The 21,250-nt window shown below is 59.4% G+C and carries 19 protein-coding genes and 2 tRNA genes; 1 reads left to right on the top strand and 20 read right to left on the bottom strand.

Annotated features, from left to right (window positions below; translation table 11 throughout):
• Nucleotides 1-136: 136 nt before the first annotated feature.
• The 14 genes from rpsO to rlmE form a co-directional block, all read right to left on the bottom strand.
• The gene (gene rpsO, locus J3P97_RS03685) at nucleotides 137-406 is read right to left on the bottom strand and encodes a 30S ribosomal protein S15 (RefSeq protein WP_011332409.1); all 270 of its coding nucleotides are present in this window, start codon (nucleotides 404-406) and stop codon (nucleotides 137-139) included.
• 143 nt (nucleotides 407-549) lie between these two features.
• Entirely contained in the window at nucleotides 550-1,467 is a 918-nt protein-coding gene (truB, locus tag J3P97_RS03680; RefSeq protein WP_030139793.1) for a tRNA pseudouridine(55) synthase TruB, read from the bottom strand.
• A gap of 3 nt (nucleotides 1,468-1,470) precedes the next feature.
• A complete protein-coding gene (gene rbfA / locus J3P97_RS03675; RefSeq protein ID WP_181287552.1) occupies nucleotides 1,471-1,872 on the bottom strand; it encodes a 30S ribosome-binding factor RbfA in 402 nt (133 codons plus the stop codon).
• Between the two features lie 159 nt (nucleotides 1,873-2,031).
• Nucleotides 2,032-4,551 carry a translation initiation factor IF-2 gene (infB, locus tag J3P97_RS03670; RefSeq protein ID WP_434602786.1) on the bottom strand — a complete coding sequence of 840 codons (2,520 nt, stop codon included), beginning with the start codon at nucleotides 4,549-4,551 and terminating at the stop codon, nucleotides 2,032-2,034.
• Nucleotides 4,552-4,578: 27 nt separating this feature from the next.
• Nucleotides 4,579-6,060, bottom strand: coding sequence for a transcription termination factor NusA (gene nusA / locus J3P97_RS03665; protein ID WP_047229054.1), 1,482 nt, complete (start codon nucleotides 6,058-6,060; stop codon nucleotides 4,579-4,581).
• Between the two features lie 59 nt (nucleotides 6,061-6,119).
• Nucleotides 6,120-6,578 (bottom strand): ribosome maturation factor RimP, encoded by a 459-nt coding sequence (gene rimP / locus J3P97_RS03660; RefSeq protein WP_053118762.1) that lies wholly within the window; start codon nucleotides 6,576-6,578, stop codon nucleotides 6,120-6,122.
• A gap of 138 nt (nucleotides 6,579-6,716) precedes the next feature.
• Nucleotides 6,717-6,793, bottom strand: a tRNA-Met gene (locus J3P97_RS03655).
• 97 nt (nucleotides 6,794-6,890) lie between these two features.
• Nucleotides 6,891-6,976, bottom strand: a tRNA-Leu gene (locus J3P97_RS03650).
• Between the two features lie 21 nt (nucleotides 6,977-6,997).
• Complete coding sequence (gene secG, locus J3P97_RS03645; RefSeq protein ID WP_025211789.1) at nucleotides 6,998-7,381, bottom strand: preprotein translocase subunit SecG; 384 nt, start codon at nucleotides 7,379-7,381, stop codon at nucleotides 6,998-7,000.
• A 4-nt stretch (nucleotides 7,382-7,385) separates the two neighbouring features.
• Entirely contained in the window at nucleotides 7,386-8,141 is a 756-nt protein-coding gene (tpiA, locus tag J3P97_RS03640) for a triose-phosphate isomerase (protein WP_305496904.1), read from the bottom strand.
• Between the two features lie 66 nt (nucleotides 8,142-8,207).
• On the bottom strand, nucleotides 8,208-9,545 hold the full coding sequence (gene glmM / locus J3P97_RS03635; RefSeq protein WP_434602785.1) for a phosphoglucosamine mutase: 1,338 nt from the start codon (nucleotides 9,543-9,545) through the stop codon (nucleotides 8,208-8,210).
• Between the two features lie 16 nt (nucleotides 9,546-9,561).
• On the bottom strand, nucleotides 9,562-10,413 hold the full coding sequence (gene folP / locus J3P97_RS03630) for a dihydropteroate synthase (RefSeq protein ID WP_434602784.1): 852 nt from the start codon (nucleotides 10,411-10,413) through the stop codon (nucleotides 9,562-9,564).
• A gap of 8 nt (nucleotides 10,414-10,421) precedes the next feature.
• Nucleotides 10,422-12,335, bottom strand: a complete 1,914-nt coding sequence (ftsH, locus tag J3P97_RS03625; protein ID WP_305496907.1) for an ATP-dependent zinc metalloprotease FtsH — start codon at nucleotides 12,333-12,335, stop codon at nucleotides 10,422-10,424.
• 193 nt (nucleotides 12,336-12,528) lie between these two features.
• Nucleotides 12,529-13,179 carry a 23S rRNA (uridine(2552)-2'-O)-methyltransferase RlmE gene (rlmE, locus tag J3P97_RS03620; RefSeq protein ID WP_305496908.1) on the bottom strand — a complete coding sequence of 217 codons (651 nt, stop codon included), beginning with the start codon at nucleotides 13,177-13,179 and terminating at the stop codon, nucleotides 12,529-12,531.
• A gap of 107 nt (nucleotides 13,180-13,286) precedes the next feature.
• Between rlmE and J3P97_RS03615 the strand changes: the two genes are divergently transcribed.
• Nucleotides 13,287-13,595, top strand: coding sequence for a YhbY family RNA-binding protein (locus J3P97_RS03615; protein WP_181287543.1), 309 nt, complete (start codon nucleotides 13,287-13,289; stop codon nucleotides 13,593-13,595).
• A 9-nt stretch (nucleotides 13,596-13,604) separates the two neighbouring features.
• Here J3P97_RS03615 and J3P97_RS03610 read toward each other — a convergent pair whose 3' ends face one another.
• The 6 genes from J3P97_RS03610 to dnaJ all read right to left on the bottom strand — a co-directional run bounded on the left by J3P97_RS03610 (nucleotide 13,605) and on the right by dnaJ (nucleotide 21,175).
• On the bottom strand, nucleotides 13,605-14,009 hold the full coding sequence (locus J3P97_RS03610; RefSeq protein ID WP_305496910.1) for an MFS transporter: 405 nt from the start codon (nucleotides 14,007-14,009) through the stop codon (nucleotides 13,605-13,607).
• A 28-nt stretch (nucleotides 14,010-14,037) separates the two neighbouring features.
• A complete protein-coding gene (gene greA, locus J3P97_RS03605; RefSeq protein ID WP_030139783.1) occupies nucleotides 14,038-14,514 on the bottom strand; it encodes a transcription elongation factor GreA in 477 nt (158 codons plus the stop codon).
• Between the two features lie 2 nt (nucleotides 14,515-14,516).
• On the bottom strand, nucleotides 14,517-17,738 hold the full coding sequence (carB, locus tag J3P97_RS03600) for a carbamoyl-phosphate synthase large subunit (RefSeq protein ID WP_434602783.1): 3,222 nt from the start codon (nucleotides 17,736-17,738) through the stop codon (nucleotides 14,517-14,519).
• 105 nt (nucleotides 17,739-17,843) lie between these two features.
• Nucleotides 17,844-18,980: a glutamine-hydrolyzing carbamoyl-phosphate synthase small subunit gene (gene carA / locus J3P97_RS03595; RefSeq protein ID WP_305496914.1), complete on the bottom strand. Its 1,137-nt coding sequence runs from the start codon at nucleotides 18,978-18,980 to the stop codon at nucleotides 17,844-17,846.
• Between the two features lie 254 nt (nucleotides 18,981-19,234).
• Nucleotides 19,235-20,041 (bottom strand): 4-hydroxy-tetrahydrodipicolinate reductase, encoded by an 807-nt coding sequence (dapB, locus tag J3P97_RS03590; RefSeq protein WP_305496916.1) that lies wholly within the window; start codon nucleotides 20,039-20,041, stop codon nucleotides 19,235-19,237.
• A gap of 9 nt (nucleotides 20,042-20,050) precedes the next feature.
• The gene (gene dnaJ, locus J3P97_RS03585) at nucleotides 20,051-21,175 is read right to left on the bottom strand and encodes a molecular chaperone DnaJ (RefSeq protein ID WP_030139779.1); all 1,125 of its coding nucleotides are present in this window, start codon (nucleotides 21,173-21,175) and stop codon (nucleotides 20,051-20,053) included.
• Nucleotides 21,176-21,250: the final 75 nt, after the last annotated feature.

The following is a 21,250-nucleotide window of genomic DNA, read 5'->3' as shown; positions in this document are numbered from 1 at the left end:
AATGACGGGAATCGGCCCGACGCCTGTCCAGGGTAAAACGTGTATCCAGATAAAACTTGAGGCTGGGAGCCTGCCATGCGCCAGCGGGAAACCCACTGACGTACGACAGACCACCAACCTCTAGCGCAATCGCTGATTAGCGACGCAGACCCAGGCGAGCGATCAGAGCGCTGTAACGGCTCACGTCCTTGCCTTTCAGGTAGTCCAGCAGCTTGCGACGCTGGTTTACCATGCGGATCAGACCACGACGGGAGTGGTGATCCTTACCGTTGGCCTTGAAGTGACCTTGCAGTTTGTTGATGTTGGCGGTCAGCAGTGCAACTTGCACTTCTGGCGAACCAGTGTCACCAACAGCTTGCTGGTAGTCAGCAACGATTTGAGCTTTTTCTTGAACGTCGAGAGCCATGAGGCAATCCTTTTAGTCAGGAAACTGTTCCGAGGAAACAGCTTCAACAGGCCAGGGACAAATCCCTGTATCTATAAATGAGTAGTGACCGTGCCTGTTAACAGCCACACTCGCCAACCCGCTGTTACGCAGGCTGGTTCCGGTCATTCCGACCGAATCAGTCGACGCGGCGCAATGCGCCCGTCTTCGCTCACTTCACCGATACCGATGAAGCGACCGTTGTGATCCTGTACCCGGACCATGCCGAACTTCGGCGCATCCGGGGCGCGTACCGGCTGGCCGTTGAGCCAGTAGAACGCGCTGTGTTCCGAGAACTGCAAGAGCGGCCAATCCAGCAGGCCGCTGTCCGATGGCATCAGGAAACGGTCGACCGCTTCGTTGCCGCCTTCGGCATGCACCGCTTCAAGCTCTTCCAGCGTGACCGTCTGGGCCAACGTGAAAGGCCCGGCCTGGGTCCGTCGCAATTCCGCCACGTACGCGCCACAGCCGAGCTGCTCGCCGATATCCTCCACCAGGGTCCGGATATAGGTGCCCTTGCTGCAATCCACGGCGAGCCGTGCAGTATTACCGTCAAAGGCCAGCAATTCCAAGCGCGCAATAGTAACAGAACGCGGTTCGCGCTCCACTACTTCGCCTGCACGGGCCAGTTTATACAACGGCTGTCCATCGCGCTTCAAAGCGGAGTACATCGGCGGTATCTGACTGATTTGCCCGCGAAATTTCGGCAATACCGCTTCGACATCCGCCTGACCAACGGTCACCGGGCGCTCCAGCAAAACCTCACCTTCGGCGTCCGCCGTGGTAGTGGTCTTGCCCAGTTGCGCCAAGGTTTCATAACCCTTGTCGGAATCGAGCAGGTATTGGGAGAACTTGGTCGCCTCGCCGAAGCACAGCGGCAGCACGCCGGTAGCCAGTGGATCGAGGCTGCCAGTGTGCCCGGCCTTTTCAGCATTGAGCAGCCAGCGAACCTTCTGCAACGCCGCGTTGGAGGTAAATCCCAACGGCTTGTCGAGCAGGATGATGCCGCTGACGTTACGACGGATACGTTTGACCTGAGCCACCGATTACTCCTTGGTGTCTTCGGGTTCAGCGGCAGCCGGATGCTGACTGTCTTCAGCCACGGCACGCTCGATCAGCGCCGACAGATGCGCACCCCGCACGACGCTTTCGTCGTAGTGGAAGTGCAGCTGTGGAACGCTGCGCAGCTTCATCTCCCGCGCCAGTTGCATGCGCAGGAAACCGGCTGCCGAGTTGAGCACCTTGATGCTCTGGGCGATTTCTTCGGCGCTGTCCTGACCCATCACGGTGATGAAGATCTTGGCGTGACCGACGTCACGGCTGACTTCAACAGCGGTAATGGTCACCAGGCCGACGCGCGGGTCTTTGACTTCGCGACGGATCAGTTGGGCCAGCTCGCGCTGCATCTGATCGCCGATTCGTTGGGTACGGCTATATTCTTTTGCCATGTCTTGTTACCTGTTACTGCCCCACGGTCAAACCCGTGAGGTCTGAAAGCGGCAAACGCCCGGCCTGGCAAAAGCCAGACCGGGCGTTGCGTTTAGAGTCCGCCAGCCAGGCAGCGCATATTCATGCGACTGCCCGGTACGGCTCTTGAAGTACGCGAGTCAGAGGCTGCGAGCAACCTGGACCTTCTCGAAGACTTCGATCTTGTCGCCGACCTTGACGTCGTTGTAGCTCTTGACGCCGATACCGCACTCCATGCCGGCACGTACTTCGGAAGCGTCATCCTTGAAGCGGCGCAGGGATTCCAGCTCGCCTTCGAAGATCACGATGTCTTCACGCAATACGCGGATCGGACGGTTACGGTGAACGACACCTTCGATCACCATGCAACCGGCGATCGCGCCGAACTTCGGCGAACGGAACACATCGCGCACTTCGGCCACGCCCAGGATGTTCTCGCGAACGTCGCTGCCGAGCATACCGGTCAAGGCTTTCTTGACGTCTTCGATGATGTCGTAGATCACGTTGTAGTAACGCATATCCAGGCCTTCCTGCTCGACGATCTTGCGCGCGCCGGCATCGGCACGCACGTTGAAGCCGAACAGTACAGCGTTGGAAGCGAGTGCCAGGTTGGCGTCGGATTCGGTGATACCACCGACACCGCCACCGACAACGCGCACTTGCACTTCGTCGTTACCCAGGCCATTCAAGGCGCCGTTCAACGCTTCGAGCGAACCACGGACGTCGGATTTGAGGACGATGTTAAGCGTCTTCTTCTCTTCCTGGCCCATGTTCTCGAAGATATTTTCCAGCTTGCCGGCGTGAGCGCGAGCCAGTTTGACTTCGCGGAACTTGCCTTGACGGAACAGAGCCACTTCACGGGCCTTCTTCTCGTCAGCCACAACGCTCATCTCGTCGCCAGCATCCGGGGTACCGTCCAGGCCGAGGATCTCGACCGGGATAGCCGGACCGGCTTCCTTGATTGGCTTGCCGTTCTCGTCGAGCATGGCGCGCACGCGGCCATAGTTCGAACCGACCAGCACCATGTCGCCCTGACGCAGGGTACCGTCCTGAACCAGGACAGTCGCGACCGGACCACGGCCCTTGTCGAGACGCGATTCAACGACCACGCCACGGCCAGGAGCCGAAGGTGTAGCGGTCAATTCCAGAACTTCGGCTTGCAACAGAACGGCTTCGAGCAGTTCGTCAACGCCGGTACCCATCTTCGCCGAGACCGGAACGAAAGGAGTGTCGCCACCCCATTCTTCGGAAGTCACGCCGTGAACCGACAGTTCGCTGCGGATGCGATCGAGATCGGCGCCCGGCTTGTCGATCTTGTTCACCGCAACCACCAGCGGCACGCCAGCAGCCTTGGCATGCTGAACGGCTTCGATGGTTTGCGGCATCACGCCGTCGTCCGCTGCAACCACCAGGATCACGATGTCGGTCGCCTTGGCACCACGAGCACGCATCGCGGTAAACGCGGCGTGGCCCGGGGTATCGAGGAACGTCACCATGCCGCGGTCAGTTTCAACGTGGTAAGCACCGATGTGCTGGGTGATACCACCCGCTTCGCCAGCGGCTACCTTGGCACGACGGATGTAGTCGAGCAGCGAGGTTTTACCGTGGTCGACGTGACCCATGACGGTCACGACCGGCGCACGGGAAACCGCTTCACCTTCAAACTTCAGGGACTCGGCCAGGGAATCTTCCAAGGCGGTGTCGCTGACCAGGGTCACTTTGTGGCCCAGCTCTTCGGCAACCAGTTGGGCAGTTTCCTGGTCCAGTACCTGGTTGATGGTGGCTGGCGTGCCCAGCTTGAACATGAACTTGATGATTTCAGCAGCCTTGACCGACATCTGCTGGGCCAGATCGCCCACAGTGATGGTCTCGCCAATCTTCACTTCACGCACGACAGGGCCGGTAGGGCTCTGGAAACCGTGGGCGTTGCGTTTCTTCAGCTTGGCCTTGCCGCGACCGCCGCGACGGAAGCCATCGCTTTCTTCGTCGGTGGTACGTGGCGCAACACGCGGCGCAGGCGCCTTTTCCTTGACCGAAGCACGATGAGGAGCGTTTTTGCGCTCGCCATCGCCACTGCCACGACGGTTGTCGTCGGCACGTGGTTTGTCCGGACGACGCTGTTCGTCGCGCTTGCGGGTGTCCGCCGGAGCCGGAGCAGCTGCCAGGACAGGAGCGCTTTCACGCACTGGCTCAGCTGCCGCCGCAGGCGTCTCGACCACTTCGGCTGGAGCAGATTGCGCAGCAGCAGGCTGGCGACGCGCTTCTTCTTCGGCGCGACGCTTGGCTTCTTCTTCAGCCTTCTGACGTGCAGCATTTTCTGCCGCGCGACGTTCTTCCATTTCGCGTTTGCGCTCGGCTTCGATTTCTTCCGGGCTGCGCTGTACGAAGACTTTTTTCTTGCGTACTTCAACGCTGATGCTTTTGCTACCGGCAACACGCAGGGTGCTGGTGGTTTTACGCTGCAGAGTGATCTTGCGCGGTTCTTCCACTTTCGCCTTGTGACTGCTCTTCAAGTGAGTGAGCAGGGACTGCTTCTCACTGTCGGTCACATGTTCCTCGGCGGCGGTGTGCGGCAGACCTGCCTCACGCATCTGCTGCAACAGGCGCTCTACCGGTGTTTTGACCTCATCGGCCAGTTGTTTCACCGTGACTTGCGTCATGCACTTCTCTCCTCAGGCCGCGCCTAATTACTCGAACCAGTGGGCTCGGGCGGCCATGATCAACTTGCCGGCACGATCATCGTCAATGCCGTCGATGTCGAGCAGATCGTCAATAGACTGCTCGGCCAGGTCTTCGCGGGTAATTACGCCGCGCACCGCCAGTTCCATCGCCAAATCCTTGTCCATGCCCTCAAGCGAGAGCAGGTCTTCGGCCGGATGGGCGTCTGCCAGCTTTTCCTCAGTAGCGATGGCTTTGGTCAACAAGCGATCCTTGGCACGAGCGCGAAGCTCGTTGACGATGTCCTCGTCAAAGCCGTCGATGTTGAGCATTTCCTCCACCGGTACGTAGGCAATCTCTTCCAGGCTGGTAAAGCCTTCATCCACCAGCACCTGCGCCAGCTCTTCATCGACTTCAAGCTCTTCGATGAAGTTGCGCAGGATGTCGCCGGTTTCAGCTTGCTGCTTGGCCTGGATGTCCGATTCGGTCATCACGTTCAGGGTCCAGCCAGTCAATTGGCTAGCCAGACGTACGTTCTGACCACCGCGACCGATGGCCTGAGCGAGATTGTCTGCGCCAACGGCGATGTCCATGGCATGGGCATCCTCGTCGACGATAATTGCCGCCACTTCAGCGGGCGACATGGCATTGATCACGAACTGAGCCGGGTTGTCGTCCCACAGGACGATATCCACACGCTCGCCGCCCAACTCGCCGGATACGGCCTGGACACGCGAACCACGCATGCCGATGCAGGCACCTTGCGGGTCGATGCGCTTGTCCTTGGAGCGGACCGCGATCTTGGCCCGCGAACCCGGATCACGGGAGGCGGCCATGACTTCGATCAGGCCTTCAGCAATTTCCGGCACTTCGATGCGGAACAACTCGATCAGCATTTCCGGCGCGGTACGCGACAGGATCAGCTGCGGGCCGCGGTTCTCGGTGCGGATTTCCTTGAGCAGCGCACGCAACCGCACGCCAACCCGGAAAGTTTCGCGAGAAATGATGTCTTCACGAGCCAGCAATGCTTCGGCATTGTTGCCCAGATCAACGATCACGTTGTCGCGGGTGACTTTTTTAACGGTGCCGGAGATGATTTCTCCCAGGCGCTCGCGATAGGCATCGACGACTTGCGCGCGCTCGGCTTCGCGAACTTTCTGCACAATGACCTGCTTGGCAGTCTGTGCAGCAATGCGGCCAAATTCGATGGACTCGATCTTTTCTTCGACGACATCACCCACCTTGGCGCCAGGATGCGTTTCTGCAACCTTGCTCGGCCAGGTTTCGATAGCCGGATCATCCAGGTCGGCTTCCTCGACTACCGTCCAGCGACGGAAAGTCTCGTAGGCACCGGTGTGGCGATTAATCTCCACACGCAAATCAACTTCGTCTTCGAAGCGCTTCTTGGTAGCAGTGGCCAGGGCCAGCTCGAGTGCTTCAAAAATAACGTTAGCCGGTACGCCCTTTTCATTGGATACCGACTCAACAACCAGCAGTACTTCTTTGCTCATCGTACGCCTCGCCTTTCGCAAGCCATTGGATCCGCGGGATCCGCAGTATCTGGCACGTATCAGTCAAAACTGGGAATAATGTTGGCCTTGTCGATCATATCGATCGGCAACAGGAACTCATGGTCATCTACCTGCACCACGACATCCTGTTCTTCCACACCGCGCAGAAGGCCTTGGAAGTTGCGTCGGCCTTCAAAGGGCGAGCGCAGCTTTATCTTCACTTGTTCACCGGCAAACAAAGCGAACTGTTCAAGAGTGAACAGAGGGCGTTCCATGCCAGGCGAGGAAACTTCAAGGGTGTATTCGGAGGTGATGGGATCTTCAACATCCAGCACACCACTGATCTGACGGCTGACGATGGCGCAATCATCCACCAACACGCCGCCTTCCTTATCGATATAAACGCGCAACAGTGAGTGGCGACCTTGAGCCGAAAACTCAATACCCCAGCATTCATAGCCAAGGGCCACGACCACCGGGGCCAACAAGGCCTGCAACTGTTCTAGCTTGCTCGACACCTGAACCCCCTCGTGCATGTATGTGCATGCCATGCAAATAAAAAAAAATGGGCGAATCGCCCATCCCTGAAACGCCGTCGAACAGCGGCGTTGTAAATGTCCAGCTAACAAAAAGCCCCTTGGAAGGGGCCCTGAAACTGGTTGCGGGAGCCGGATTTGAACCGACGACCTTCGGGTTATGAGCCCGACGAGCTACCAGGCTGCTCCATCCCGCGACAAAGCTGGGGCGGAAGTATACGACCGATCCCTTACAGGGTCAATGTAACGCTTCCACCTACAAGAAAGCCCGCAATTGCGGGCTCTCCTGATAATTGGTACCGAGAAGGGGACTCGAACCCCTACACCCTATGGGCACAACCACCTCAAGGTTGCGTGTCTACCAATTCCACCACCTCGGCAATACAGCGTTTGAAACCTTCTTACTTCTGCTCTTGAGCTGGAGGTACGTCAGTCGCCGGATTGGCCGACTTTTGCTCTTGAAGCACCGGGACATCATCAGAAGCCGGTTGTTGCTTTGGCGCTTCCAACACCGCTGGGTTTGGCAAACCTACCTGAGTCAGCTCATGAGCCTTCTCTTTAGCAAAGTAACCTAACCCTAAGCTGGTTATGAAGAAACCGGCGGCGAGTATAGCAGTAAACTTACTAAGAAAGGTAGAGGAACCTTGGCTTCCGAATACAGTATTTGAAGCACCTGCACCGAAAGACGCACCAGCATCCGCACCTTTACCCTGCTGCAGCAATACGAGAGCAACTACACCCAGTGCGCCCAGCAGATGAAAAACGACTACGACTGTTTCCAGCATTTTTTCAGTTTCCCGCGGCGCGACAGATCGCACCGAACTCATCTGCATTCAGGGACGCTCCACCAATGAGCCCCCCATCGATATCCGGCATGCCGAACAGTTCGACCGCATTGGCCGCCTTCACGCTGCCGCCGTATAGAAGCCGCACACCTCGTGCCACTTCAGAATTTTCTTGCGCCAACTGCGCGCGGATGGCGGCGTGCACATCCTGCGCTTGTTGAGGCGAAGCAGTCAGCCCGGTGCCAATGGCCCAGACCGGCTCGTAAGCGATGACTGCCTTTGCAAACGCACCGACACCCAGGTCCTCGATGATGCTGCCCAACTGGCGAGCAACAACTTCGAGAGTCTTGCCTGCCTCACGCTGTTCGAGGGTCTCCCCTACGCACAACACCGGAATCAGACCACAAGCCTGTGCCGCGGCAAATTTGCGAATCAGGGTCTTGTCCTGCTCGCCCATGATCAGGCGACGCTCGGAATGACCGACCAGGACCAGTGAACATCCTGCGTCCACCAGCTGACTCGGCGCGATTTCACCGGTCAACGCACCCTGCATGGATTCCACTGCAGAGTTTTGTGCACCCACCGAAATCGACTTGCCTTTCAAGCCATCAACCACTTGGTTGATATACAGGCAAGGCGGGAACACCGCTACATCAACACCGCTTGGCAAGGCCAGGTTACGAAGGCCCTTGATCAGCTCAGCGACGCTGGCGCGGGTACCGTGCATCTTCCAGTTACCAGCTACCATAGGGCGACGCATGCTGTACCTCGTCGGTCAAAGTGGGCGCAGATGTTACCCAACCGATTCATGACTGGCAAGCCGAATTCAGGCAGAAACTTCAGTAACCAGCTTCGCCAGCTCTTCGGCATAACCGCGGACCTGTGCTTCATCCTCGCCTTCGACCATGACACGCACCAAAGGCTCCGTGCCAGACTTGCGCAACAACACCCGGCCACGGCCAGCCATTGCTTGCGTTACGCGCTCGCTGGCCTGCTTGACCGTCGTGTGCTCGAGAGGATTGACACCGCCGCCGAAACGCACATTGATCAACACTTGCGGACATTTACGCAACGCCTGGCGCGACTGCGCAAGCCCCTCGTTACGCGCCTTGAGCGCCATCAACACTTGCAGGGCAGCGATGATCGCATCACCGGTGGTGGTATGGTCAAAACAGACGATGTGGCCGGAGTTCTCGCCCCCGATCACCCAGTTGCGCTCCAGCAATTCAGAGATCACGTAGCGATCGCCGACATTGGCCCGTACGAACGGGATATCCAGGTCCGCCAAGGCCAATTCAAGCCCGAGGTTGCTCATCAACGTACCGACCACGCCGCCCTGCAGCTTGCCGCGACCATGCAGATCGCGCGCGATGATGAATAACAGCTCATCGCCGTCAACGACCGTACCGGTATGGTCGACCATCAATACCCGGTCACCGTCGCCGTCGAAAGCAATCCCGAGGTCGGCATGCTCGGCCAGGACCGCAGCCTGCAATGCCTCGGTATGGGTCGAGCCGCAATTGTGGTTGATGTTCAGCCCGTTGGGTTGGGCAGAGAGCACCACCACCTCGGCGCCCAATTCGCGAAAAACGCTGGGCGCGACCTTATAGGTTGCGCCATGCGCGCAATCGACAACGATTTTCAGACCGGAAAAGCTCGTACCGGTCGGCACACTGCCTTTGCAGAACTCTATATAACGACCTGATGCATCGTTGATCCGCGACACCTTGCCGATCTTGCTCGACTCGACCACCGTCATCGGCGCATCCAGCAGCTCTTCGATCATCAGCTCGATTTCGTCCGGCAGCTTGGTGCCCTTGCCAGAGAAAAACTTGATGCCGTTGTCATCATGAGGATTGTGCGAAGCACTGATCACAATGCCCGCCTGGGCCTGGAATGTACGGGTCAGGTAGGCAATGGCCGGCGTCGGCATCGGCCCCAGCAACATCACATCGGCGCCCGCCGACGTAAGGCCGGCCTCGAGAGCCGATTCGAACATGTAGCCGGAAATTCGCGTGTCTTTGCCGACCAGCACCTTGCACGCGCCCATCTTGCGGAACGCCATGCCAGCGGCCCAGCCGAGCTTGAGCATGAAATCAGGGGTAATAGGGTATTCGCCGACCCGACCACGAATACCGTCGGTGCCAAAATATTTCTTGCTCATAAGTGCTCCGTCATTCTTATTCGGCTGAATCCACAGCGTCGATCATCCGCACGACATCCATCGTTTCGGCTACATCATGCACGCGCAAAATGCGCGCACCTTTGGTAAGGGCCAATGCAGCCAGGGCGAGACCGCCATACAGGCGCTCTCCCACCGGGCGGCCCAAGGCATTGCCTATCATGCTCTTTCGCGAGACGCCAACCAACAGGGGCCGCCCCAGGGCATGCAAGGCTTCCATATGCTTGAACAGGCTCAGGTTGTGAGCCAGGGTCTTGGCAAAGCCGAACCCGGGATCAAGGATGACCCGCTCGGCAGGGATGCCCACGGCAGCACACTGGTCCAGGCGCTCCGCGAGGAACCCGGCCACTTCCCTGGTCACATCATCATAGTGCGGATCGTCCTGCATGGTCCCCGGCTCGCCGAGCATATGCATCAGGCACACCGGCAACCCGGTTGCCGCCGCGGCGTCCAGCGCACCGTCGCGCCGCAAGGACCGGACATCGTTGATCAGCCCCGCCCCCAGTCGCGCTGCCTCGCGCATGACCGCTGGCGTAGAGGTATCAACCGAAATGATGACATCAAGCTCGCGGTGTATACGCTCGACAATCGGCGCCACTCGCTCCAGCTCTTCGGTAGGGGACACCGCCCGCGCACCGGGACGGGTCGATTCACCACCAACATCGATCAGCGTTGCGCCCGCTGCCACCATGGCCTCGGCATGCCGCAATGCAGCGTCGAGCTGGCAGAATCTTCCGCCATCGGAAAAGGAATCGGGAGTGACATTAAGAATGCCCATGACGTGCGCACGGGCCAAATCAAGAAACCGGTTGCCGCAAGGCAACCGGTTAGAGGACTGAACAGAAGTCATTTCAAGCCTTAGACGTCGGCGGCCGGACCACCGATGGGCGTCTCGGGACGCTCACCCTGTACCGCTGGCGGAGTACCGGAGGTACCCGTGCCGCCACCAGACCAGTCACGAGGCTCACGAGGCGTGCGGCCAGCCATGATGTCGTCGATCTGCTCGGCATCGATGGTTTCATACTTCATCAATGCGTCGGCCATCGCGTCCAGTTTGTCGCGGTTGTCCGTGAGGATCTGCTTGGCCGTGCCGTAGCACTGGTCAATGATGCTGCGAACTTCCGAGTCGATCAACTTGGCTGTCTCACCAGAGAAGCTTGCATGCTGGCCTCCGCCGCCACGACCCAGGAATACTTCGCCCTCTTCCTCGGCATACATCAACGGACCAAGCTTTTCGGACAAGCCCCACTTGGTAACCATGTTCCGGGCAATCTGGCTTGCGCGCATGATGTCGTTGGAGGCACCCGTCGTCACGCCGTCGAAGCCCAACGTCATTTCCTCGGCGATACGGCCACCGTACAGCGAACAGATCTGGCTGATCAGCGCGCGCTTGGACAGGCTGTAGCGGTCCTCTTCCGGCAGGAACATCGTCACACCCAGTGCACGACCGCGCGGAATGATGGAAACCTTGTACACCGGATCATGCTCAGGCACGACACGACCGACGATGGCATGTCCTGCCTCGTGGTAAGCGGTGTTCTGCTTTTCCTTTTCCGACATGACCATGGATTTGCGCTCGGCGCCCATCATGATCTTGTCCTTGGCGAGTTCGAATTCCTTCATCTCCACGACACGCTTGCCGGAACGAGCAGCAAACAGCGACGCTTCGTTTACCAGGTTCGCCAGGTCAGCACCGGAGAAACCCGGTGTGCCGCGAGCGATGACCGCCGGAGCAACGTCATCCCCCATTGGCACCTTGCGCATGTGAACCTTCAGGATCTGCTCGCGACCACGAATGTCCGGCAGCCCCACCACGACCTGGCGATCAAAACGACCTGGACGCAGCAGCGCAGGGTCGAGCACGTCCGGACGGTTGGTGGCGGCGATCACGATGATGCCGTCATTCATCTCGAAACCGTCCATCTCGACCAGCAACTGGTTGAGGGTCTGCTCGCGCTCATCGTGACCGCCGCCCATGCCGGCGCCACGGTGGCGACCAACGGCGTCGATCTCGTCGATGAAGATGATGCATGGCGCGTGCTTTTTCGCCTGTTCGAACATGTCGCGGACACGGCTGGCACCGACGCCGACGAACATCTCGACGAAATCGGAACCGGAAATGGTGAAGAACGGAACCTTGGCTTCGCCAGCGATTGCCTTGGCCAGCAAGGTTTTACCGGTACCCGGTGGTCCCACCATCAGTACGCCGCGGGGAATACGCCCGCCCAGGCGCTGGAACTTGCCCGGATCGCGCAGGAATTCAACCAGCTCGCCGACTTCTTCCTTGGCTTCATCGCAACCGGCGACGTCAGCCAGGGTGGTCTTGACCTGATCTTCGGACAATAGTCGGGCCTTGCTCTTGCCGAAACTCATCGGCCCGCCCTTCCCTCCGGCCCCGCCTTGCATCTGGCGCATGAAGAACATGAACACCGCGATGATCACCAGGATCGGGAAGCTCGCGACCAGGAGCTGGGTCCAGATACTTTGCTGCTCAGGCTGCTTGCCTTCGATCACGACGTGATTGTCCACCAGGTCGCCGATCAGACCATTGTCCTGGATCGCCGGACGAATGGTCTTGAAGCTGTCGCCATCGCTGCGCTTGCCGGTAATCACATAACCATCAACGGCTACGCGCTCGACCTTGCCTTCCTTGACCTGCTGGAGGAAATCGGAATAGTTGAGGGTCTGCGGCTCGTTAGGGCTGGAGAAGTTGTTCATCACGGTCACAAGGACAGCGGCGATGATCAACCACAGGATCAGATTCTTTGCCATATCGTTCAATTAACTACCCTCTGAAGCAAGCTCCGCTATTGGCGCGCGCTTCGCATGATATTCACCGGCCTAACTTACTACATTACCTGCGACTCTGGCAGGCGCCGTCTGTAACCCTTTGTGAAACTTTGACTCGCGCAATTTTCGTTACGCGACGCCCGCAATGCGATACAAAAAAAACTATCGGCCTGTTTCAAAGCCGCTCATCACTGGAAGCGCCTTCGATTCCGCGAAACCCTCGCGCCAGCAGATACTGCTCGCGAGAGCGGTCGCGGGACGACAAAGGCTTGCGCATCTGCACTTTGTCGAACAATTTGCGCATGCCCTTGTGGTATTCATCGAAGCCTTCACCCTGGAAGACCTTGATCAGGAAATCACCACCCGGACGCAGAACCCGCCCCGCCAGATCCAGGGCCAGCTCGCTGAGGAACATTGCGCGAGGCATGTCGACAGCCGCCAATCCACTCATATTGGGGGCCATATCGGAAATCACAAGGTCGACTTGCGTATTTCCGACGGCCTCGAGGATTTGCGCCAATACGGCGTCCTCGGTGAAATCACCCTGGATAAAGGTCACGTCAGGGATGCTGTCCATTTCCAGGATGTCCGAAGCGATCAATCGCCCCTGGCCGCCAATCAGACGACTGGTCACCTGCGACCAGCCACCCGGCGCTGCGCCGAGGTCGATTACGGTCATGCCAGGACGAATCAGGCGATCCTTCTCCTGGATCTCCAGCAATTTATAGCTGGCGCGCGAGCGATAACCGTCTTTTTGCGCCATTTTGACGTACGGATCGTTGAAATGCTCTCTGAGCCAGTTCTGGCTAGTCTTGGAACGGGCCACGGGCCACCTCTGAAAAATAAATCGGGTCGTGATTAAGTGGGCGGTCCCGGACTCGCTCGGGTAAACTGGCCGCCGCTTTTTACAAGATCAGACGCAGGGGTCAGATTATGCCGCTCACTCAAGAGCAGAAGAAACAATACAAATCCATCGGCCACCATCTGAAACCGGTTTTGACTGTGGCTGACAACGGTTTGACTGAAGGTGTCCTCGCTGAACTGGAACGCGCCCTCGGCGATCACGAGCTGATCAAGATCAAGCTCAACATCCTCGACCGCGAAGCCCGCCTGGCTGCCGTTGCCGAGCTGTGCAAGGTCGGCAAGGCTGACCTGGTCCAGGTCATCGGCAAGATGGCGCTGATTTATCGCAAGAACTTCAGCGTCAACAAGCAACTGTCGAACGTTCACCGCTTCAAATGATGCAAACGGTCAAGGGTGTGCTTCGCGCACCCTGCCGCTCCATCCGGGAACCGGCTGCAACACCAGCACCAGGCCGGAAAAACCCAGCACCAGATAGCTGAATACCTGCCATTGGCTCGCGTCCGGCCAGCCGAGACGCACCGCCAGGAACATCCCGCAAGCGTACAAGGCCATGAGCAGCAATTGCCCACGAATGTCGCGCCATAGACTGCCAAGACCCTCGGCCTGAACCAGCACCAAAGCCTGGAATATCACGCACACTGCTGAAAAGCCCACCAGCAGCGCCGTCAGCATACCCGCGATTTCATTGATGAGCAGCGGTGCCAGGCCAATCCGACCCAGCACCGGCAGCAGACCGACGTGCAGCAACCAGACGCCGCCCACCCACAACATCTGGGTGAGCTGCCAGATCATGGCACCCGCACGCAGCGGGCGCCTTCGTTCAGATATGACGGACTTCGACAATCTCATACTCGATGACACCACCCGGCGTCTTCACCGCCACCACATCACCCTCTTCCTTGGCAATCAAGGCGCGAGCAATGGGTGAACCGACGGAAATCTTGCCGAGCTTGATGTCCGCCTCGTCCTCGCCAACGATCTGGTAAGTCACGCTTTCGTCGGTCTCGACGTTGGCGATCTCCACCGTAGTGCCAAAAATGACCTTGCCGGTATGCGGAATCGTCGTGACATCGATGATCACCGCATTCTGCATGCGGCCTTCGATGTCACGGACACGCGCCTCGACCATACCCTGCTCCTCTCGGGCAGCGTGGTATTCGGCGTTTTCCTTCAGGTCGCCCAGTTCACGGGCTTCGCCGATCGCCTGGCTCAAGCGCGGGCGCTCGACCTTGGTCAGGAAAGCGTGCTCTTCCTCCAGGGCCTTCGCGCCCTGAACAGTCATCGGGTACTTGGTTATGCTCATGCCTTCAATCCTGCATGTAGATCCTGCAAGCGACGTACGGTCTTCTCGGGTCCGAACTTGAGCGCTTCGCAGATCGCTTCGCCGGCAGCAATAGTCGTGGTGCAGTAGATCTTATGCTGCAGCGCATTGCGACGAATGGAATAGGAATCGGCGATCGATTGACGACCTTCGGTGGTGTTGATGATCAGCGTGACTTCGTCATTCTTGATCATGTCGACTACGTGCGGACGACCCTCGGTCACCTTGTTCACGCGGCGCACTTTCAGGCCCGCCGCCTCGATCAGCTTGGCGGTACCGGCAGTGGCGACCACTTCGAAACCCAAGTTGATCAGATCACGGGCCACGCCCGCAACCAGTGGCTTGTCGTCATCACGCACGCTGATGAACGCCGTGCCGCCCGTTGGCAGGACTTCGCTGGCGCCCATCTGGGCCTTGGCAAAGGCTTCGCCGAAGGTGTCGCCAACGCCCATCACTTCACCGGTGGATTTCATTTCCGGGCCGAGAATCGGGTCTACGCCAGGGAATTTGGCGAATGGGAACACCGCCTCTTTCACGCTGTAGAAGTTCGGGATGATTTCCTTGGTGAAGTTCAGCTCCGCCAAGGTTTTACCGGCCATCACGCGAGCAGCGATCATCGCCAGGGAAACACCGATGCATTTGGACACGAACGGTACGGTCCGGGAGGCGCGCGGGTTGACTTCGATGACATAGATGTCTTCGCCTTGAAGTGCCAGCTGCACGTTCATCAGGCCGACAACCCCAAGCTCCAGGGCCATTTTCTTGACCTGTTCACGCATCTCGTCCTGGATGTGGGCCGGCAACGAGTATGGCGGCAACGAACAGGCGGAGTCACCGGAGTGAACGCCTGCCTGCTCGATGTGCTGCATGATTGCGCCGATCACGACATCCTTGCCGTCGCAGACCGCGTCCACGTCCATTTCGATGGCGCAGTTGAGGAAATGGTCGAGCAGAACCGGGCTGTCATTGGACACCTGGACCGCTTCGCGCAGGTAGCGCTTGAGTTCGTCTTCCTGGTAAACGATTTCCATCGCACGGCCGCCCAGTACGTAGGACGGGCGCACCACCAGCGGATAACCGATCTTCGCCGCCGCACGAATCGCTTCGTCTTCGCTGCGCACGGTGGCGTTTGGTGGCTGGCGCAGGTTCAGACGCTCGACCATCTGCTGGAAGCGCTCGCGGTCTTCGGCGCGGTCGATGGCATCCGGGCTGGTGCCGATGATCGGCACGCCGGCGGCTTCGAGGGCGCGGGCCAGTTTCAGAGGGGTCTGCCCGCCGTACTGGACGATCACGCCTTTTGGCTTCTCGACACGGACGATTTCCAGCACGTCTTCCAGGGTCACGGGCTCGAAGTACAGGCGATCAGAGGTGTCGTAGTCGGTGGAAACGGTCTCCGGGTTGCAGTTGACCATGATGGTTTCGTAACCATCGTCGCGCAGCGCCAGTGCCGCGTGGACGCAGCAGTAGTCGAACTCGATGCCCTGGCCGATCCGGTTCGGACCGCCGCCCAGGATCATGATCTTGTCCCGGGTCGAAGGCGCGGCTTCGCACTCTTCTTCGTACGTGGAGTACAGGTAGGCAGTGTCGGTGGCGAACTCGGCCGCGCAGGTGTCGACGCGCTTGTAGACCGGGAAGACTTCCAGCTTGTGGCGATGAGTGCGCAGGCTCTTCTCGGTCACACCCAGCAGCTTGGCCAGGCGCATGTCGGAGAAGCCCTTGCGCTTGAGACCCAGCATCGTGTTGCGATCGATGCTGGACATGCCCATGGTCTTGACCTTCTCTTCTTCCTTGATCAGATCTTCGATCTGCACCAGGAACCAAGGGTCGATCATGTTCATGTCGAAAATCTGCTCGACAGTCATGCCGGCGCGGAAGGCATCCGCCACGTACCAGATACGCTCGGCGCCCGGCACGGTCAGCTCGCGCTTGAGCTCGCTCATGCTTTCCGGCTTGCTCAGGTCCAGCTTCGGATCGAGACCGCAGACACCCACTTCCAGGCCACGAAGGGCTTTTTGCAGGGATTCCTGGAAAGTCCGGCCGATGGCCATGACTTCACCCACCGATTTCATCTGGGTGGTCAGGCGCGCGTCAGCCTTGGCGAATTTTTCGAAGGCGAAACGCGGCAGCTTGGTCACCACGTAGTCGATGGACGGCTCGAAGGACGCCGGAGTCTTGCCGCCGGTGATGTCGTTCGACAGTTCGTCCAGGGTGTAGCCGACGGCCAGCTTGGCGGCGACCTTGGCGATCGGGAAGCCGGTGGCTTTCGAGGCCAGGGCCGACGAACGAGACACGCGCGGGTTCATCTCGATGACCACCATGCGGCCAGTGTTCGGGCAGATGCCGAACTGGACGTTGGAGCCACCGGTTTCCACGCCGATCTCACGCAGTACCGCCAGGGAGGCGTTACGCAGGATCTGGTATTCCTTGTCGGTCAGGGTCTGGGCCGGTGCAACGGTAATCGAGTCGCCGGTGTGCACGCCCATCGGATCGAAGTTCTCGATGGAGCAAACGATGATGCAGTTGTCCTTTTTGTCGCGGACAACTTCCATTTCGTATTCTTTCCAACCGATCAGGGACTCGTCGATCAGCAGTTCCTTGGTTGGCGACAGGTCCAGGCCACGGGCGCAGATTTCTTCGAATTCTTCACGGTTGTAGGCGATGCCACCACCCGTGCCGCCCATGGTGAAGGACGGACGGATGATGCACGGGAAGCCGAGGCGTTCCAGCACGGCGTTGGCTTCTTCCATGCTGTGGGCGATGCCCGAGCGTGGGCAGTCCAGGCCGATGGATTTCATCGCCTTGTCGAAGCGCGAACGATCTTCGGCCTTGTCGATGGTGTCGGCATTGGCGCCGATCATTTCCACACCGAACTTCTCCAGGACGCCTTCGCGCTCCAGGTCCAGAGCGCAGTTCAATGCGGTCTGGCCACCCATGGTCGGCAGCAGCGCGTCCGGACGCTCCTTCTCGATGATCTTGGCAACGGTCTGCCACTTGATCGGCTCGATGTAGGTGGCGTCGGCCATCGACGGGTCGGTCATGATGGTGGCCGGGTTGGAGTTCACCAGGATGACGCGATAACCCTCCTCGCGCAGGGCCTTGCAAGCCTGAGCGCCGGAGTAATCGAATTCGCAGGCCTGGCCGATCACGATCGGGCCAGCGCCGAGAATCAGGATGCTTTTTATGTCTGTACGTTTTGGCATGGGTTTGTCACTCAAATCCGCAGGTCAGTCGGCTAGGCCGTCGAACAATCTTTGAAGCGCCCGCGGGGGCCGCCGTTTTCGGGGCCGCCCTCGGGTTTCACGCGGTCAGCGTCGCTTGGCCATCTCATTGATGAAGCGATCGAACAGCGGCGCCACATCGTTCGGGCCCGGGCTCGCCTCAGGGTGGCCCTGGAAGCTGAACGCGCTCTTGTCGGTACGCTCGATGCCTTGCAGCGTGCCGTCGAACAGCGACTTGTGGATGGCCCGTACGTTGGCCGGCAGGGTCGCCTCGTCAACCGCAAAACCGTGGTTCTGACTGGTGATCATGACGACACCGGTATCCAGGTCCTGTACCGGGTGGTTGGCACCGTGGTGGCCGTGGCCCATTTTCAGGGTCTTGGCGCCCGAAGCCAGGGCCAGCAACTGGTGCCCCAGGCAGATACCGAATACCGGGATCTCGGTTTCCAGCACGTCCTTGATCGCCTGGATCGCGTAGTCGCATGGCTCCGGGTCACCCGGACCGTTGGACAGGAACACGCCGTCGGGCTTGAGGGCCAGGACGTCAGCCGCCGGGGTCTGGGCCGGCACTACGGTGACGCGGCAACCGCGCGCGACCAGCATACGCAGGATGTTCAGCTTGACGCCGTAATCGTAAGCGACCACGTGATACGGCAGTTCGGAAGCCTCGATCGTCGCGTGGCTATCGGTTTTCAAGTCCCAGACCGAGGAGCGCCATTCGTACTGTTTCTGAGTGCTGACGACTTTCGCCAGGTCCATGCCCTTGAGGCCTGGGAAACCCTGGGCAGCGGCAATGGCGGCCTCGTCGGAAATATTGTCACCGGCCATGATGCAGCCGTTCTGCGCGCCTTTTTCCCGCAGGATGCGGGTCAGGCGGCGGGTGTCGATACCGGCGATCGCCACGACGTTGTTGGCTTTCAGGTAGTCGGACAGGGACATCTTGTTACGCCAGTTGCTCGCTACCAGCGGCAGGTCGCGGATGACCAGGCCAGCGGACCAGACACGATCGGACTCGGCATCTTCCGGCGTGGTGCCGGTGTTGCCGATATGCGGGTAAGTCAGGGTAACGATTTGCTGGGCGTAGGAAGGATCGGTAAGAATTTCCTGATAGCCGGTCATTGCGGTGTTAAACACCACCTCACCAACGGTCTGACCGTCGGCTCCAATGGCTTCGCCGCGAAAAATGCTGCCATCAGCAAGGGCGAGTATGGCTGGCTTAGTCAAGAAGACCTCCCGTAAATAAAGCCTGAAAGGGCGATCGCAGGTTGTAAAAAAGCGGAGTGACGTATGGACACGTCACCCCGCTTGTTCACTGAATTATTCTGCGCGCTTTTAGTGGACACACTAAAGCTGTAGCTTACAGAAAAAGGCTTTTTTGGTCCACCGCTAATGAGCCTTAAAGGCAGGGGAATGCGACAGGCCGTCGCGAAGCGGTGTAAAACGGGACTCAGTGTAACCTGAACCCCGCCTTGAAGGCATCAACGCAGGTCGAGAACGTCCTGCATGTCGTACAAGCCGGGCTCGCGACCATCCAGCCACAGCGCGGCACGCACGGCGCCCTTGGCGAAAGTCATCCGACTCGACGCCTTGTGCGTAATCTCCAGGCGCTCACCCTCGGTGGCGAACAGCACGGTGTGATCACCTACCACGTCGCCACCACGTACGGTCGCGAAACCGATGGTGTCTCGCTCACGCGCACCGGTGTGCCCCTGGCGCCCATACACGGCCACTTCCTGCAGGTCACGACCCAGCGCATCGGCAATCACCTCTCCCATGCGCAAGGCTGTTCCCGAAGGCGCATCGATCTTGTGACGGTGATGTGCCTCGATGATTTCGATATCCGCATCATCACCCAACACCCGCGCCGTCAGGTCCAGCAGCTTGAGCGAGAGATTCACGCCCACGCTGAAGTTCGCCGCGAACACGATCGGAATGTCCTTGCCGGCATCGGCCAACAATTGCTTCTGCGCGGCGTCCAGGCCGGTCGTGCCGATGACCATGGCCTTGCCGGCCTTGCGGCAGGTGGCGAGGTTTTTCAGCATGACTTCCGGCAGGGTGAAGTCGATCAGGACGTCAAATTCATCGAGTACCTTTTCCAGCCCACCGGACATTGGCACGCCGATACGTCCGATCGAGGCCAGCTCGCCAGCATCGGCGCCCACCAGCGTACTGTCGGGCCGGACGATGGCGGCCGTCAGGCCAGAGAGCGGCGAGCGCTGCTGCACCGCCTCGACCAGCGCCTTGCCCATACGCCCCGCGGCGCCCATCACAGCTATACGTCGCATGCCCACTCCTTACAGATCGCCGAAGAAGCGCTTCACGCCTTCGAACCAACCGGTGGTTTTCGGCGAGTGGCTGTTGTCATCCGCCAGGGAACTGCGGAACTCTTCGAGCAGCTCCCGCTGGCGCCGGCTCAGGTTGACCGGTGTCTCTACCGCGACGCGGCACATCAAGTCGCCCGCACCGCCGCCACGCACTGGAGCCACGCCCTTGCCGCGAATGCGGAACTGCTTGCCGGTTTGCGTCCCTTCGGGAATCTTCAGCTTGACGCGACCATCAAGGGTCGGGATTTCAAGCTCACCGCCCAAGGCCGCATCAACAAAACTGATCGGCACTTCGCAGAACAAATGCTTGCCATCACGCTGGAAGATTGCGTGCTCGCGCACGTTGATCACCACATACAGATCGCCGGTCGGGCCGCCCTGGGCACCCGCCTCGCCTTCGCCGGACAGACGAATGCGGTCACCGGTGTCGACACCGGCCGGCACTTTGACCGACAGAGTCTTGTACTCTTCGACACGCCCTTCGCCGTGGCAGGAGTCGCACGGATCGGAAATGATCTTGCCCTGGCCATGGCAACGCGGACAGGTCTGCTGGACCGAGAAGAAGCCCTGCTGCATGCGAACCTGGCCGATGCCGCCGCAAGTCGGGCAGGTGACCGGCGAGGAGCCCTTCTTGGCGCCCGAACCGTCGCACGGCTTGCAATTGACCAGCGTCGGCACCCGGATATTCACGGTAGTACCGCGCACCGCTTCTTCCAGGTTCAGCTCCAGCGTGTAGCGCAAATCGCTGCCACGCTGGGCACCACCACGGGCGCCGCCGCGGCCGCCGCCAAAAAAATCACTGAACACATCGCCGAAGATATCGGAGAAGTTCTGGCCGCCGAAACCGGCACCGCCGCCACCCATGCTCGGGTCGACACCGGCATGCCCGTATTGGTCGTAGGCCGCGCGCTTGCTGGAATCGGACAGAACTTCGTAAGCCTCGTTGGCTTCCTTGAACATCTCTTCCGACGCTTTATCGCCGGGATTACGGTCTGGGTGGTGCTTCATCGCCAGGCGACGGTAAGCCTTTTTCAGCTCTGCCTCGCTGGCTCCCCGCTCGACACCCAATACTTCGTAAAAATCACGCTTCGCCATTAGTCTTTGCACTCTTATAGGACGTCCGGCAAACCTCTCCTGAACCTTGCCAAACTCGTTGAGCCCCAATACAGG

This window comes from Pseudomonas sp. R1-15 (genome assembly GCF_051132085.1).
Taxonomy (GTDB): Bacteria; Pseudomonadota; Gammaproteobacteria; order Pseudomonadales; family Pseudomonadaceae; genus Aquipseudomonas.
The sequence above is the reverse complement of the archived record's forward strand: the minus strand, read 5'-3'. Positions and strand labels throughout refer to the sequence as shown.

What these genes read in the sequence shown, in the direction of transcription:
- infB (WP_434602786.1), bottom strand. Translation starts at nt 4,551, where the DNA reads ATGACGCAAGTCACGGTGAAACAACTGGCCGATGAGGTCAAAACACCG.
- nusA (WP_047229054.1), bottom strand. Translation starts at nt 6,060, where the DNA reads ATGAGCAAAGAAGTACTGCTGGTTGTTGAGTCGGTATCCAATGAAAAG.
- carB (WP_434602783.1), bottom strand. Translation starts at nt 17,738, where the DNA reads ATGCCAAAACGTACAGACATAAAAAGCATCCTGATTCTCGGCGCTGGC.
- J3P97_RS03610 (WP_305496910.1), bottom strand. Translation starts at nt 14,009, where the DNA reads ATGATCTGGCAGCTCACCCAGATGTTGTGGGTGGGCGGCGTCTGGTTG.
- ftsH (WP_305496907.1), bottom strand. Translation starts at nt 12,335, where the DNA reads ATGGCAAAGAATCTGATCCTGTGGTTGATCATCGCCGCTGTCCTTGTG.
- folP (WP_434602784.1), bottom strand. Translation starts at nt 10,413, where the DNA reads ATGACTTCTGTTCAGTCCTCTAACCGGTTGCCTTGCGGCAACCGGTTT.
- glmM (WP_434602785.1), bottom strand. Translation starts at nt 9,545, where the DNA reads ATGAGCAAGAAATATTTTGGCACCGACGGTATTCGTGGTCGGGTCGGC.
- dapB (WP_305496916.1), bottom strand. Translation starts at nt 20,041, where the DNA reads ATGCGACGTATAGCTGTGATGGGCGCCGCGGGGCGTATGGGCAAGGCG.
- rbfA (WP_181287552.1), bottom strand. Translation starts at nt 1,872, where the DNA reads ATGGCAAAAGAATATAGCCGTACCCAACGAATCGGCGATCAGATGCAG.
- dnaJ (WP_030139779.1), bottom strand. Translation starts at nt 21,175, where the DNA reads ATGGCGAAGCGTGATTTTTACGAAGTATTGGGTGTCGAGCGGGGAGCC.
- secG (WP_025211789.1), bottom strand. Translation starts at nt 7,381, where the DNA reads ATGCTGGAAACAGTCGTAGTCGTTTTTCATCTGCTGGGCGCACTGGGT.
- rpsO (WP_011332409.1), bottom strand. Translation starts at nt 406, where the DNA reads ATGGCTCTCGACGTTCAAGAAAAAGCTCAAATCGTTGCTGACTACCAG.
- tpiA (WP_305496904.1), bottom strand. Translation starts at nt 8,141, where the DNA reads ATGCGTCGCCCTATGGTAGCTGGTAACTGGAAGATGCACGGTACCCGC.
- J3P97_RS03615 (WP_181287543.1), top strand. Translation starts at nt 13,287, where the DNA reads ATGCCGCTCACTCAAGAGCAGAAGAAACAATACAAATCCATCGGCCAC.